17 protein-coding genes and 1 pseudogene are annotated in these 13,542 nt (G+C 45.4%); 8 read left to right on the forward strand and 10 right to left on the reverse strand.

Annotated features, from left to right (window positions below):
- The 4 genes from KKD83_09065 to KKD83_09080 form a co-directional block, all read left to right on the forward strand.
- The coding region (locus KKD83_09065; GenBank protein ID MBU2536296.1) for an SDR family oxidoreductase at nt 1–142 on the forward strand (142 nt) is incomplete at its 5' end.
- An 88-nt stretch (nt 143–230) separates the two neighbouring features.
- Nucleotides 231–2,684 carry a molybdopterin-dependent oxidoreductase gene (locus KKD83_09070; protein ID MBU2536297.1) on the forward strand — a complete coding sequence of 818 codons (2,454 nt, stop codon included), beginning with the start codon at nt 231–233 and terminating at the stop codon, nt 2,682–2,684.
- Nucleotides 2,677–3,018 (forward strand): oxidoreductase, encoded by a 342-nt coding sequence (locus KKD83_09075; GenBank protein ID MBU2536298.1) that lies wholly within the window; start codon nt 2,677–2,679, stop codon nt 3,016–3,018. Before KKD83_09070 ends, KKD83_09075 begins: the two co-directional genes overlap by 8 nt.
- A 43-nt stretch (nt 3,019–3,061) precedes the next feature.
- Nucleotides 3,062–3,658 carry a flavodoxin family protein gene (locus tag KKD83_09080; GenBank protein ID MBU2536299.1) on the forward strand — a complete coding sequence of 199 codons (597 nt, stop codon included), beginning with the start codon at nt 3,062–3,064 and terminating at the stop codon, nt 3,656–3,658.
- Between the two features lie 56 nt (nt 3,659–3,714).
- Here KKD83_09080 and KKD83_09085 read toward each other — a convergent pair whose 3' ends face one another.
- From KKD83_09085 to KKD83_09125, 9 genes are all read right to left on the reverse strand, one after another.
- Nucleotides 3,715–4,359 (reverse strand): flavodoxin family protein, encoded by a 645-nt coding sequence (locus tag KKD83_09085; GenBank protein MBU2536300.1) that lies wholly within the window; start codon nt 4,357–4,359, stop codon nt 3,715–3,717.
- A gap of 73 nt (nt 4,360–4,432) precedes the next feature.
- Nucleotides 4,433–4,771, reverse strand: a complete 339-nt coding sequence (locus tag KKD83_09090; GenBank protein ID MBU2536301.1) for an EthD domain-containing protein — start codon at nt 4,769–4,771, stop codon at nt 4,433–4,435.
- A gap of 34 nt (nt 4,772–4,805) precedes the next feature.
- On the reverse strand, nt 4,806–5,138 hold the full coding sequence (locus tag KKD83_09095) for an EthD domain-containing protein (GenBank protein MBU2536302.1): 333 nt from the start codon (nt 5,136–5,138) through the stop codon (nt 4,806–4,808).
- Between the two features lie 82 nt (nt 5,139–5,220).
- Complete coding sequence (locus KKD83_09100) at nt 5,221–5,622, reverse strand: cupin domain-containing protein (protein MBU2536303.1); 402 nt, start codon at nt 5,620–5,622, stop codon at nt 5,221–5,223.
- 85 nt (nt 5,623–5,707) lie between these two features.
- A complete protein-coding gene (locus KKD83_09105; GenBank protein MBU2536304.1) occupies nt 5,708–6,193 on the reverse strand; it encodes a nuclear transport factor 2 family protein in 486 nt (161 codons plus the stop codon).
- Between the two features lie 500 nt (nt 6,194–6,693).
- Nucleotides 6,694–7,179 carry a DUF2318 domain-containing protein gene (locus tag KKD83_09110; GenBank protein MBU2536305.1) on the reverse strand — a complete coding sequence of 162 codons (486 nt, stop codon included), beginning with the start codon at nt 7,177–7,179 and terminating at the stop codon, nt 6,694–6,696.
- Between the two features lie 75 nt (nt 7,180–7,254).
- Nucleotides 7,255–8,151 carry a redoxin domain-containing protein gene (locus KKD83_09115; GenBank protein ID MBU2536306.1) on the reverse strand — a complete coding sequence of 299 codons (897 nt, stop codon included), beginning with the start codon at nt 8,149–8,151 and terminating at the stop codon, nt 7,255–7,257.
- A 10-nt stretch (nt 8,152–8,161) separates the two neighbouring features.
- Complete coding sequence (locus KKD83_09120) at nt 8,162–8,833, reverse strand: ABC transporter ATP-binding protein (protein MBU2536307.1); 672 nt, start codon at nt 8,831–8,833, stop codon at nt 8,162–8,164.
- 10 nt (nt 8,834–8,843) lie between these two features.
- On the reverse strand, nt 8,844–10,034 hold the full coding sequence (locus tag KKD83_09125; GenBank protein ID MBU2536308.1) for an ABC transporter permease: 1,191 nt from the start codon (nt 10,032–10,034) through the stop codon (nt 8,844–8,846).
- An 813-nt stretch (nt 10,035–10,847) separates the two neighbouring features.
- Between KKD83_09125 and KKD83_09130 the strand changes: the two genes are divergently transcribed.
- From KKD83_09130 to KKD83_09145, 4 genes and pseudogenes are all read left to right on the forward strand, one after another.
- Entirely contained in the window at nt 10,848–11,033 is a 186-nt protein-coding gene (locus KKD83_09130) for a hypothetical protein (protein MBU2536309.1), read from the forward strand.
- Between the two features lie 191 nt (nt 11,034–11,224).
- Nucleotides 11,225–11,641: a VOC family protein gene (locus KKD83_09135; GenBank protein MBU2536310.1), complete on the forward strand. Its 417-nt coding sequence runs from the start codon at nt 11,225–11,227 to the stop codon at nt 11,639–11,641.
- A gap of 590 nt (nt 11,642–12,231) precedes the next feature.
- Nucleotides 12,232–12,863 (forward strand): annotated as a pseudogene (locus KKD83_09140) (DUF4389 domain-containing protein).
- Nucleotides 12,864–13,105: 242 nt separating this feature from the next.
- Nucleotides 13,106–13,309 (forward strand): hypothetical protein, encoded by a 204-nt coding sequence (locus KKD83_09145; protein MBU2536311.1) that lies wholly within the window; start codon nt 13,106–13,108, stop codon nt 13,307–13,309.
- Between the two features lie 16 nt (nt 13,310–13,325).
- On the opposite strand, the gene KKD83_09150 is transcribed toward KKD83_09145, so the two are convergent.
- Nucleotides 13,326–13,542: HEAT repeat domain-containing protein (locus tag KKD83_09150; GenBank protein ID MBU2536312.1), on the reverse strand; the 217-nt coding region annotated here is incomplete at its 5' end.

A 13,542-nucleotide genomic window follows, 5' to 3' on the forward strand; every position in this document is an offset into this window, starting at 1 on the left:
AATCAAGGACTTCTCGCTCAAGAGGCTTATTGAGCCTGCAGAAGTTGCGGCGGCGGCTGTTTTCCTGGCTTCCGATGAATCAAGCGCGATAACGGGCCATACGCTGGTGGTAAGCTGCGGCCTGCATATTTCGCATTACTAGATTAAATAACCGTGGTCGCCGAGGCGGTCAAGTTTATTTGGATTATTATTGGTTGATTCTAATTATGAAGTGAGGAGGCATCCGGGCGATGAAGCAGGGTGAACGTAAAATTATACGTACGACAACGTGGTCCGCAGGACCTGGTTGCCATGGTGGCTGTGGGGTTCTGGCGCATATCGAGGATGGCAAACTGGTCAAGATTGAGGGCGACCCGGAGCACCCCTGGAACCAGGGACGCCTCTGTGCCAGGTGTCTGGCAATGACACAATATGTTCATCACCCCGACCGGTTAACGCGTCCCTTGAAGAGAGTGGGAGAACGCGGGGAAGGCAAGTGGCAGGAGATTTCATGGGATGAGGCCTTTGATTTAATAGAAGGAAAAATGAACAAAATCCGGGAAGAATTCGGTCCGGAGAGCGTTATCTTCTCCATGGGCACCGGCAGAGACATCGGGCCCTGGATATGCATGCTTGCTTATGCCTACGGCAGCCCGAATGTCATGTTCGCCCTGAGTGGAATTGCCTGTTACAGCCCCAGAATCGCCGCCGTCGATACTATCCAGGGAGACTACTGCATACTCGACGCCTCTCAATGGTTCCCGAAACGCTATGATGACCCGCGGTATGAGATTCCAAAATGCATAATAGTCTGGGGCTACAATATCCCGGCCTCATGCCCGGACAATGTCTTTGGGCACTGGATTATCGACCTCATGAAGAGGGGTACTGAGATTATCGCTATTGACCCCAGGTTGTCCTGGTTTGCGTCAAGGGCGAAGAAATGGCTCAAGCTCCGACCCGGAACGGACGGGGCGCTGGCTATGGGTTTCCTTAACGTGATTATCAACGAAGGTCTGTATGATAAGGGATTTGTTGAGAAGTGGACGAATTCGACTCATCTTGTTAGAAGCGACACTGGAAAACTGCTCCGAGAGAACGACCTGGTGGACAGTGGCTCTGCTGGTAATTTCGTGGTGTGGGACACTTCGAGAGGGAATCCGGCAGTCTGGGATTCCGAAAAGTTGGACCACCGGCTAGAAAATGTAAAGCCGGCCCTGGAGGGCGAGTATGAAGTCGGCCTTCTGAATGGAGCCAAGGTACACGTTAAAACGGTGTGGTCCGTGTTCTGCCAGCAGGTGGAGCAATACCCGGTGGAGCGGGTGTCCGAAATCACCTGGATTCCACAGAGTGATATTGTGGAGGCAGCGCGGTTTTACGCCAAAAGCAAGCCGGCAGCCATACACTGGGGAGTGCCCATTGACATGACCCCCGCCATCACGCCCACCGCCCAGGCGATTGCCAATTTATGGTGTATAACCGGCAACCTGGATGTGCCCGGTGGGAATGTAATCTCCCGTTTCGCCTTCGATGCCGTTGCCTATGCCTTGCCCGGGGCCAAGGGGGTCATCAAGTTAGAATCCAAAGAGGTTGACAGGAAGAGGATTGGGGCTGACCGTTATGGACCCCTGAACAAATTTATCTGGCGGGCCCAGACAGACCTGGTCCTGGAGCAGATTTTCACCGATAAACCTTACCCCATAAAAGGTATGTGGATACAGGCCTGTAATCCTGTGGCCGGTATAGGGCTCGACCCCAGGAAATGGGTTGAGGCAATCAAGAAGCTCGACTTCGTGGTAGCCGTCGACCTTTTCATGACTCCCACGACCCAGCTGGCGGATGTGGTTCTACCGTCGGCAAGTTTTTTGGAAAAAGACGGCATCAGGAGCTGGTGGGTGCCGCTTCAGAGTATCAATAAGGCCATGACAGTCGATGAATGCAAGCCCGACGTGGAAATCAACTTCGAGCTGGCCAGGAGATTTGACCCGAATTTCCGCTGGAACACCATTCATGAACTTTATGATGAAATCATCAAGCCTTCCGGCATGACTTTTAAGGAGCTGCAGAGGAAAGGCTGGGCCTTTCCGCCCGATGGTCACCCCAGCGCCCCGTATCACCGGTTTGAGAAGGGATTATTGCGCGCAGACAGAAAACCGGGATTTCAGACTCCGTCCGGCAGGATTGAATTATACTCGTCGCTGCGTGAAGAGTGGGGGCTGGAGCCCATGGCACACTATGAGGAGCCGCCGTTCACACCCATCAGCCAGCCTGAACTGTACAAAGAGTATCCCCTAATCCTGTCGACAGGGAGACGTTCCCCGGTGTATTTTCACGCGGAGCACAGGAATATCCCCTGGCTGCGGGAAATCGACCCCGACCCCGTGATTGAAATCCATCCCGATACTGCCAGGTCACTGGATATCGGCGATGGAGAATGGGTCTGGGTCGAAAACTGGCTTGGCAAGTGTAAATATAAGGCCAAAGTAACCCTCGTGGTGCCGACATGGATGGTAATGGCCACTCATGGCTGGTGGTTCCCCGAGAAGCCAGGAGCAGAGCCTTCCCTGTTCGGTGTGTGGGAATCGAATATAAATCAGCTTATTCCTATGGGCTTCCAGGGTAAAGATGGCCTGGGTGCCCCGATAAAGCACTTGCTTTGTAGAGTCTATAAAGTCAGCGGGAGAGAGGAGGCGGGAAATGCCTAAGAAACATGAATATGGTCTATTGATAGATTATGAATACTGTACCGGCTGCTACGCATGTCAGGTTGCCTGCGCCCAGGAATACCACTGGCCAGCAGGGATGGGAGGAATACAAGTTATTGAAGTTGTTCAGAAACTGCCACATGACAAGGCATATCTTACTTATCTGCCTTTCCCTACCGAACTATGTGTCCTTTGCGCATCTCGCACCAGGAAGGGGCTTGAGCCTGCCTGTGTGATGCACTGCATGGCATCCTGTATGAAATACGGGAGAGTCGAAGAATTAGCCGAGGAAATGGGCAAGAAACCGAGGATGGTGCTCTGGGTACCACGGTAGCAACGGCACGAGTGTCCGTTAATAATTCAGGAGGTATATCTTAATGAAGGTACTGGGTATAGTCTGCAGTCCAAGAAAAAATGGCAACACGGAAATCCTGGTAAAAGAGGCCCTGGACAGTGCTCATAAACTTGGAGCTGAAATAGAGATGATAAAGGTCTCAGATGTGAACATTATGCCCTGTGACGGCTGTGAAACATGCGATATTACCGGTGAGTGCAAGATAGAAGATGATATGCAGGGCATTTACACCAAACTCCTGCAATCGGACGGGATTATAATTGGTTCGCCGGTATACTGGTTGGGCGTTACTGCCCAGGCAAAAATCATCATTGACCGCACTTTCGTCTTTAGAAGAGGTAGAAGATTAAGAAATAAAGTCGCCGGTGCGGTAGTTGTTGCTCGTCAGGTAGGTGCCAGCAATGCTTTTAGCGAATTGAATGATTTCTTTGGTCTTCATAGAATGATTCCGGCCAGGTCAATGGGACCTAGAACCGAAGAAGAGCTTGCCAAAGAATGGGGTGGAGGTGTTATTGCCTACGCTGATAAACCAGGAGAGGTAATAAATAACCAGCAGGCTATGGCACGAGCTCAATCACTCGGGGTAGCTATGGTTGAAACCATGCAAATGGTAAAATAGTTGGGCTTTCAACCGATTTAAATTCCATCACTCGGGGTATCGTTTTGCCCGAATGCTTAATCAGTGAATCTATCCCTGCCAACGCAATTGTCGACTCCGTACTCTCTTTTGACATAGCGATAGATAGCAACATCATACTCTTCCGGGTATTTGAACTTCTGCTCCGCAATCAATACAATTTGCCTGCCCAGTTCTCTTGACGCTTTCATGGCGTGCTTATCCTTGCGAATATCTCCTTTATTTCTGGCATAACCATATACGAAGTCGGTTGAAAGCATGTGGTGTACTGAAAAGAAAGTATTGAATAGATTCCACACGCCCAGATTTCCCAAACTCGCTCCGACAGATATCACGCCACTGACCTTATTGGTCAACCTGTTGTTATTTGTATATAGGGCATAGGAACGGTCAATAAGAATCTTAGCTTGAGCGGTCGCGCTCCAGAAGTAAACCGGTGTACCCCAGACAATGCCATCGGCCTCTACCAGTTTGGGATAAATCTCCTGTACGCCATCTTGAATGTGGCATTTACCGGTCTTTTCACATGATAAACAACCGTCGCAAGGTTTAATATCTTTATCCCAGACCGTTACCAGATCGGTCTCTGCTCCGCGGTCCTGTGCTCCGGTTAGAGCTTCCTGCACCAGGAGTTCGGTATTTCCCCCTTTTCGAGGGCTGCATACAACACCTAAAACCTTCATCTCACACCTCTTTCTTCGTTTCTTAGCTCTCTTGGTCAAGGCATGGTTGTGCTTAAACTAATAGACGGAATCTCTAGAGTTTAATATTCTCTCCCTCAACTATGACCATCTTACAGGTTTTAATGAATTTAACTAGAAATTCCTCTGGCTGAGCACTTTGCAATCGTTCTGCAGTTCTTAAGGCAGATTCCAAATTGTCAAACCAAATCATTTCATAGCCGAAGATATCAAATTGGGCGGTAGTCCCGCCAGCCAGTGGATATTTGTGGATGAGTCTATTAATTGTATATCTTTTTGCCTTGGGTAGCATTTTGTCTTTTACCCATGAAGTATGCTTTTCGCGCCACACCTTGTATACCTCATCCGGGTCAACACCTGGTTTTAGGCTAAATATTGATACGAGCTTTACCATATCTTTTTCCTCTCAGGAACAACTATTAGGATCTCTAAAGCTCAACCTCTTCTTCCTGGACAATAAACCTTTTAGCAGGAGTAATGCGCTTTGTATGAGATTCATCTGGCTGAGCAGCTTGAACTCGTCCCACAGCTCTTTGCGCGGACTCTATATCGTCAAACCAAAACTCCGCAATCCCCCAGATATCTTCTATTTGAACATCCCCAAATCTATGGATAACCCTATTTATGTTGTATTTCCTTACTTCGGGGAGCGTTAATTTTTTCGCATACAAAACGTGTTCTTCACGCCAATTCCTGTATGTTTCATCGGGGTCAATACCTGGCTTGAGACCAAATATTGCATTAAATTTGAATTTCGACACTATTTATCTCCTGATACTTTTTTCTTCTTTGTCGTTCGCAAGGTTTAATGTTTTTAGCTCTTACAGTATCTTTACTAAAAAACTACGTTTTCAAAGCCTTCTGCACCGCTTTTTGTTCTGCTACCAAGTCAGCTCGTGGTGGAGAAAAGACTTCGATCATGCGCAAACCTCTATCGGAACTGTAGTTGCCATGCTCAACGTTGGAAGGTATGAGGAGCACATCGCCTTCCTCAAGGTGATACAGTTTGCCATCGACCATGAAGTCACAAGCACCATCATTGACTATCACAATCTGTTCCGGCTCATGGCGGTGAGGAGTAATACGGATATTGGGCTCCAGAGTTACGAAACTGACCGTCATCCTCTCTGAAGATACGATGTAGTTTTTAGCACCGGGATTAAGCTGCATTAGCGGAGTATCAGAATATTTAACGACACGTTTGTTGTATTCCTCCTGAGTAGCGTATGGCTCTTTCTTTTCCATCTTAATAGAACCCTTTCCTTACTTAGTCGCTTTACTAATATTGATTTCTTCTTTACTCCAGCTACGTTAAATCTGCTTATATCCTCTATTTTTCATCTTCAACCTTGAGTGCCATGTTCTTTTCTTTGGCCCAACCCCCTTCATAAGGCGAACGGTAAAAATGCTGCAGTTTTACGTTGCTCATAAGCCATTTTCCGTTTATTTTCTTATATTCATCAATATACAGACAACTTGACCAGAAGCCTTTGCCATTGCGCAAGATTCCTGAATTCATCCCGTACCATGTCCCATATGCTCTGTTACCTTCTACGGTGATGTCAGGCGCAACAATCCGGTGACACGAAAATATCATGTGTTTTGACATTCCTGCAAAGTACTCCTTAATTGCCTCTCTCCCCCGGACCATCCCCCACGCTTCCCCACCCCATACGGCGTCTTCCGTAAACAGCTCCCCCAGTTTTTCAACATTGAAGTTATCATCCACATATTTGGCATATCGGACCTTGAGTTTCTTGATTTCCTCCAAATCTTCTAAAGCCTGAACCCTCTTTTCTAACTCTTCTAAAGTCATTTCGTCTCCTTTCTCTACCTGCTTTACAGTTCCTGTCTTCTGGTTCTTTATTATAGATGAATTGTGGGAGATGAGTCATATTATACTCACAATTTATAAGAGTGTAAATTTTAGCAACGCGTGAAATTTAATTTGGTCTCCGTAACTTAATTTTTCAGTTTTTATAAGTAACAAAACGTCAGATTTTGTCTTACGTAAAAAGAAAGACATCCCATTTCAGGGACGTCTTTTTACAGCATTTTTTTAAAGTCAGTTTGTCAAATTACCGATTTTCTCTCTCTTCTCTATCGCTTGTCTGGTATTGCTCGCGCATACTGCTTCACGACGCGGAGTTTCATAATATAAAATACTCACTCAACTACTGTAGCAATTACAGGTAAATGTAACGCTCATCCAATGGTCTATGCATTCGCAAGGTCTTGTGTCAGTGTTTAAAGATTATCATCATGATAGGTTACTTCACAACATTGCTACAAGCTGGATGAGAGATTTTCCTGCCCTTAAGGCAACCCAGGCATAAGAGTATTCTCGTGTGCAGCTATAAGATCATCCCCTGCCATCACTATATTGCCATCGATGATTTCATATGACACAGGTGCTTTGGGAAAATCAACACACGCTCCTTCGATTCCCGCACCTGTTTTTGCCTCGAACGTGGTCGCGCAAGTATCACATACCAAGGTCAAGGCATTACTTTGGAGCGAAAAACCCATAGACCGACAAGGTGGACAAATATTGGAACGCACATAGGTCTTTCCTCCCAGTTCGTAAGCCATGAAGGCTATATCACCGCCTAGTGTAGCTAACTTGAAATGGACTAGCCTGTTATTCCCGACTTCACTTGCCGGAATAGACGCAGTATCACCGGTTATCCGCGCAGTAATCCATGTAGCCTTTATGGGCGTGATATCTTCCGAACTGTTGCATGCAACAGTGCTCAAAATCACCAAAATTAATAGTGTACCTATGGCTATTCCTTTCCGCATCTCTTGTTTCCTTTCTTCTAAAATAAAGCCGTCATAATGGTCATTTCATTCGTTCAGCAACTACTTGTCACCGCCTCATTTTGATGCCTCATCTATCTTATCGTGTAGTGAAAGGACATCATTATATCCGGTGACTTCTCTGATATATTGCTCTTTATCTATTAAGATTAACGTCGGATAACCATATTCCCTGAGATAGCGCGTATATTTGCGAACAATAGAATTATCGGTATCAAGAATCCAAGGCCATACCAGGTTATTCTCCTCTGCAAATTCGCGCAGCACATCCGGTGGGCAGCAGCCACAAAAGACTGAAATCGGTATGAAGTCATCACGCTCTTCTTTCAGGTCTCTGATTGCCAAGAGCTGAGCTGAAACTACCTGATTGAGCGATGGGGAACAACCGTAGTTCACGAAGTTTAGTAGTACTGTGGAACCGTTAAACTGATTAAGGGAGATCGTCTCGCCGGTTACAACATCTACAGCGGTAAAATCTGGAGCAGCGATTTTCAAATCGTTTGATTCCGTTAGCTCATCTTCCACTACCACGATGTCTCCAGTAAGTCTGGGTACCAGAAATTTTCCAACAAGCTCAGCCCAGGTAACTTTATGGGTCCCCGGGGTAGTCATGGAGCCTATAAAACTCACGAGTTGACTTGCACCAGCAGCAAGAGTTACTTCCGTCGTTGCCGCAGTGGTATCATCTATCATCAGTCCGGCAGTATAAATACCCTCAGTATCACCTGTATTTGCCACCTGAGCGGTGATAATTACTTCCACTCCAGGATTAACCTCAGACGGGTTAATCGTTAACTCGGCAGTCTCGAAGGCTGGTAACTCTGGAGATGCTTTCTCTGCCATTTGTTCAGGCGCTGACACCTCGGCGGAGCTACATGCGGTTACAATGCCGATAAGAATGACAAAAATAAAAAGAAAAAAGATTATCCTTGGGTTATATCTCAGCATTCTCACGATGCCCTCCCTATCTTCGGCCTGTTTTATCTAAGATTTGACCATCCTGCAAGACTATGATTTCTCTTGCGTGCCTGGCTGTTTCGGGGTTATGGGTTACCATGATTACGGTATGCCCATCAGTATTTAGTTCGTCAAATAAACTTAAAATTTGCCTTCCTGTTTTTTGGTCCATATTACCCGTTGGCTCGTCTGCCAGGATAAGCGATGGATCACTCACCAGAGCTCTGGCAATCGCTACTCTCTGTTGCTCCCCGCCACTTAGCTCGCTGGGCTTGTGCTCTGCTCTTTTTTCCAATCCTACCTTTTTCAACATTTCGACTGCTTTATTTCTTTCCCTGCTTGCTCCACAAAAGGTCAAAGGTAAGAGCACGTTTTCAAGAGCACTTAGAGATGGAAGCAAGTGATATTGCTGGAAAACATAGGCTATTTTGCCCCGTCTAATAGCAACGAGAGCATTCTCATCTAAGTTATCGATACGCTTCCCCTCTAATATCACTTCACCGCTGGAGAGATTATCCAAACCACCAATGATGTTCAGGAGAGTAGATTTTCCGCTCCCAGAAGGCCCCATAACGGCTAAGAAATCCCCTTTGTTTACCTGAAGGAAAACGTTATTGAGGGCAACTACTTGTGCAGTACCCTCTCCGTAAATCTTTGATACATTCTTAATTTCTAACACCTTATCTACCTCACAGGGCTCTGAAGGAGTCAGCCACCTTAATTCTGGTTGCCTGGAATGCAGGGTACACAGTTGCAGCGACAGCAATAAGGGTAGCCAGAGTTAATGAAAGGGGTAAGTACTGGGGAATGTAAGTAATGGCTATACCTTCGAAAATCAGTGGTCCCACTATGTATGCTAATAAGGTTCCAGTAATATAGCCAAAGATACCCCCCACTATCCCGATAATGACGGCCTCATAAACGAAGATCTTAATTATCTGATTACGTGATGCCCCCACTGCCCTCATTATTCCAATATCCTTAATCCTCTCGTTGACCGAAGCCATCATCGTATTGATTACGGCGAACAAACCAACAACAAGTGTTATTCCGGCTAAAGCCAGCATGAATTTATTTACCTTATCCATCATGTCCATTTCCGCCGCAGCTACTTGTTTCACTGCAACCGCTCGAACTCCCGGGATGCTGCTATTTATGCCATCAGCGATGACTTCTACAGGGCAAGCAATGCAAAGCGCACGAATATCTATTGAGGAAACAAGTCCCTGTTTATCAAATGCCTTCTGTAATGTTATTATCGGCACGAAAACTTGATAATCGTCGCTTGAACCTGACTCATCAAGAATTCCAGCGACCGTTACGTCATTCCCGTTCAGCGCGATTTTGTCACCGATATTAAGTTCCAATAGCTCAGCAGCTACTGGCCCAGCCAAGGCCTGGTCTGCAAGTTGGAGGTATTCACCCTCTTGAATTCGCCACCATGTCTTGATTTTTTGCTCTTCCAGAGGGTCCACTCCGACTACCATTACAGATATCCCCTTCAATTCAGTGTTTATATAGAGTTTTGGAGCAATCGTGGCAATATTACCATCATCTTTGATACCTAACGCTTGTCTTATCTCACCATCGGCTATCTGCCTGATCTCAGGCAGGGTTTTTTCAGAAATGAAGTTTTCCCCGACTGTTAAAGTTCCGAGGCTAAGATCGCCTAACCGCATATCGAGATTATTTATCGCAGGTATGACTGTTAAGTTAGGGCCGTATTTTTCCAGCTGGTTATAGATTCTTGCTTCCCCAGCAAAGGCAATAGTTAATATGCCAATGACTGTCATGGTGCCAACAACCACACCCATTGCGGCGTATAATACTCGCCTTTTCCTGCGCAGGATATCTTTTATCACTATCTGATATAGTTTCAACTGGTCATTTCCTTATATCAAGGTGAGGAATGCCGGCTCCCTTTTCATCAGCATTTCATACAATGTACCACTTTGTGGTAATATGCGTCAACCACAATGTGGTATTTTCTATGGTATAATCAATTTTAGAAATATACGGTGGTCATTCAATGGACAGAAACGAATTTTCCCAAATTAGGCATGTTTTGGGAAGAACCCAGGACCGACTAGCTCGATTATTGTGTGTCTCTCCCAAGGCTATACAGAGTTTTGAACAGGGGTGGAGACACGTTCCGACTCATATTGAACGGGAAATGCTGCTCCTTCTAGCGCTGAAGAATTTTTCAGGTGGAGCCTTTCAGCCCTGCTGGGAGGTAAAGAACTGCCCCGATGAATGGAGAGACAATTGTATTGTTTGGGAGTTACAGATAAGGCATTTTTGCTGGTTTTTAAATGGGACATTTTGTCAAGGGAGGACACATAAGAGTTGGGACGAGAAGATTCAAATATGCCGAGAGTGTGAGGTATACAGATCGATGTTACCTGCCATCCATTGATATTTTATCCCAGAAATAATAAAAGCAGGGTGGCGGTTGACCTGGTGTTTTGACACCCTGATTAAAAGATACAGGCGTATTGTACCCCCTAGTAAAGAATAGTAACTCTTAATCCCTTAAAGTTTTGATCTTAGCCTCATTTTGTACCTTCTAGTAACTTTCTGTAACTATTCATGCTCAGTAATTCGTTAGCAAAAATGTTAGCAAAATGATTTACTTGACAGTCAGTAAACTCTACAATAACCTTGAAAGTCAGAGAAGTACGTAGGAGGTCACTATGTCCACACAGTCAGAGAAACCGAAGAGGCAAAAGGGCGTTTCTGGAGTGGCGATACCAGCTGGTCTTTTTATTGGTATGGGTGTCGGCTTTTTAGTCGGTAATATTACTGCCGGTATCTTCCTAGGTCTAGGTGGCGGTTTTCTAATCATGATGATTGTTCGGGCCAAGCTTGGCGAATGGTAAAAAGGAACCTGGGGAAGCAATTAGCTCCCCTTATTAAAAGTAACGTCATCAAATTTCAGGGTTTCGGCGATTTTCTGAGGCTAGAACAAATCCAGAACTTTATGGACTAAAAACATAATACGTAATCTAGAATGCCCCTTCTACAAGTGGAGAAGTTAGCTTGACTTCATAGTTGTAGAGAAAGGAGAAAAATGGGGGAAAACTGGAAACTACATCACATAGCAGTAATAGTAAGGGATATAGATAAGGCTGTTCAATATTATCAATCTTTAGGTATAGCCACAGTCGGGCGCGAGGTCATATTTCCAGAATCAAAGCCCAAGATTAGAGCAAAGTTCGTTCAGATTGGCTCGGTACCGATTGAATTTATTCAGCCTCTCGAAGGGGAATCACGCTACAAGGAGTTCTTAGAAAGCAAAGGCGAGGGTGTTCAGCATATTGCCTTCGCTGTGGATAATCTTGACGAGGAGACGGACAAGCTGGTCGATAAAGGGATCTCGATTATAGTCAAAGGAAAAGCCCCGGCTGCCTTTGGCAGTATCTCTGCTCACTTTGACACCCGTCAGGTTGGTGATTTTGCCATACAGCTGATACAGGAAGCAGAATAACTGACCCGACCGATTGGCCTGTAACCAATAATTGTATAAACACTTTTATTCAGTACTGCCGGTACTATAACTTGGGGAGCAGGGTGCTTAGTGCAGATTACATTGACTGGATATGACAATACTAGACACCTACACAAACCTGTATTGTATGCTCTTTCACGTATTGAAACCGGTTTACACATATAGTCGGATCACATCTAAGTTTCATTGGCGATAGACTAGACAGTGTTTTTCAGGCGGCACAGAAAGGGTCGCATAGTGTTATAGTGAGCCCACAAGAGGCCGACCGTTACGTTATATATACATATATGGTTGTAGGGGATATATTACTATTATTAGAAGATGTTCCTGAACAATCCGCCTCATAAAAAGACAAGACGCAAAATATTATATCGGCACGGATACCACATCTGCGTTCTTTATTTACCACTGATAGTAGGGGCTTGATTCGAACCAACTGACACGAGCATTACTGTACCAGGGTATACCCCCACAAGCGCCACGTTGAGAAATGGAGCCTGTTATAATGCTTGACAGCCAAGTGCTATAATATATGAACAAAGTATTACTAAAAATTAGGAGGGACTATTATGGCAGAAGTTTCAACTGCGTATCCAGTTCGCTTGTCCATTGACTACCCCGATAGAGTCTCAACAGACTAACAACATTTTTCAGGATTTTCACTGCTATTCCAATCGTCATCATTATTGGTTTACTGTCTAGTGCTGAATACGGAAGGGAAGGAGCAGATGGGTGGGTTTACCGATATGCCGCCGCTGGTCTTGTAGTTCTGCCTATAGTTTTGATGCTCCTATTCAGGCAGAAGTATCCAAAGTGGTGGTTTGACTGGAATGTGGCGCTGACCAAGTTCAGCACTCGTGTTGGAGCTTATATCGATCTGCTTACAGATGAATATCCATCGACAGATGAAGACCAGACAGTACACATTGAGATACCATATCCTGATGCTAAGAAGCTAAATCGCTGGCTGCCATTAGTAAAATGGTTACTGGCTATACCACACTACATTTTTCTGTTTTTCCTCTGGATTGCTGCAATAGTGTGTGTAGTGATTGCCTGGTTTGCCATACTGTTTACCGGTCGTTACCCAAGAGGCTTGTTTGATTTTGTGGTCGGCGTGTACCGATGGTCTTTGAGAGTATGTGCATATTCTTTCTTGTTAACCACTGACCTTTATCCACCTTTTGCACTTAGTGAATAAAATATCAATTATGCAAAAAATAGGAAGCAATTGCATCCTTCCATCTGGGGTAGTTGAAAGCTTGATAAAATAAAAAGAGAAAGCCCCCCAGAGTGAGAGGCTAACATCGAGGGAAACGATAGGAAGGGCAATTAGCTGCTATCAAACTGCCCATTTGTAGTTCACTTTGCACTATGGCTCATTATTAAATAATGTGCTTATTGTTGGGGTTTAAATAGGAAACAGTCGGGTGTTGCGGAGCCTTGGCAAACAAAGCTCAGTTGCTTAATGACCTGCCTCCAGTGGTGATTGAGGTAGCGGAGACGATTGGCGTAACCGATTTGCCCCAGATAACCGCACTGGCACAAAGGGCGGGGGATATTCGCCTGACGATCACCGGCTTACTCGGTGATGGATGTAGATTCACCGGGGACGATTTGATAAAGGTTATTAATCCGGGAAAGTAAAACAACCACTCTAAAGCTATTGCCGCAACTTCTCTAGAACTTTCTTTATAAAGTCTATGACAAATTCATCCTTTTCCTCTTCTAGAGCCTGTGTAAGCGGTTGCACTAATCTTCCACCCCCTATCTTTCCAAGTGCTGTTACTGCTTCCTGTCGAACGAACCTATCTCTGTCTTTCAACACCAGAATAAGAGCATCTACCGCCTTTTCATCTCCTATTATTCCAAGCATTTCT

Source organism: Chloroflexota bacterium (assembly GCA_018829775.1).
Classification (GTDB): Bacteria; Chloroflexota; Dehalococcoidia; order Dehalococcoidales; family RBG-16-60-22; genus E44-bin89.

Excerpts from the sequence above, each read along its gene's own strand:
- KKD83_09070 (MBU2536297.1), top strand. The coding sequence starts at position 231 with ATGAAGCAGGGTGAACGTAAAATTATACGTACGACAACGTGGTCCGCA.
- KKD83_09075 (MBU2536298.1), top strand. The coding sequence starts at position 2,677 with ATGCCTAAGAAACATGAATATGGTCTATTGATAGATTATGAATACTGT.
- KKD83_09080 (MBU2536299.1), top strand. The coding sequence starts at position 3,062 with ATGAAGGTACTGGGTATAGTCTGCAGTCCAAGAAAAAATGGCAACACG.
- KKD83_09085 (MBU2536300.1), bottom strand. The coding sequence starts at position 4,359 with ATGAAGGTTTTAGGTGTTGTATGCAGCCCTCGAAAAGGGGGAAATACC.
- KKD83_09090 (MBU2536301.1), bottom strand. The coding sequence starts at position 4,771 with ATGGTAAAGCTCGTATCAATATTTAGCCTAAAACCAGGTGTTGACCCG.
- KKD83_09100 (MBU2536303.1), bottom strand. The coding sequence starts at position 5,622 with ATGGAAAAGAAAGAGCCATACGCTACTCAGGAGGAATACAACAAACGT.
- KKD83_09105 (MBU2536304.1), bottom strand. The coding sequence starts at position 6,193 with ATGACTTTAGAAGAGTTAGAAAAGAGGGTTCAGGCTTTAGAAGATTTG.
- KKD83_09110 (MBU2536305.1), bottom strand. The coding sequence starts at position 7,179 with ATGCGGAAAGGAATAGCCATAGGTACACTATTAATTTTGGTGATTTTG.
- KKD83_09130 (MBU2536309.1), top strand. The coding sequence starts at position 10,848 with ATGTCCACACAGTCAGAGAAACCGAAGAGGCAAAAGGGCGTTTCTGGA.
- KKD83_09135 (MBU2536310.1), top strand. The coding sequence starts at position 11,225 with ATGGGGGAAAACTGGAAACTACATCACATAGCAGTAATAGTAAGGGAT.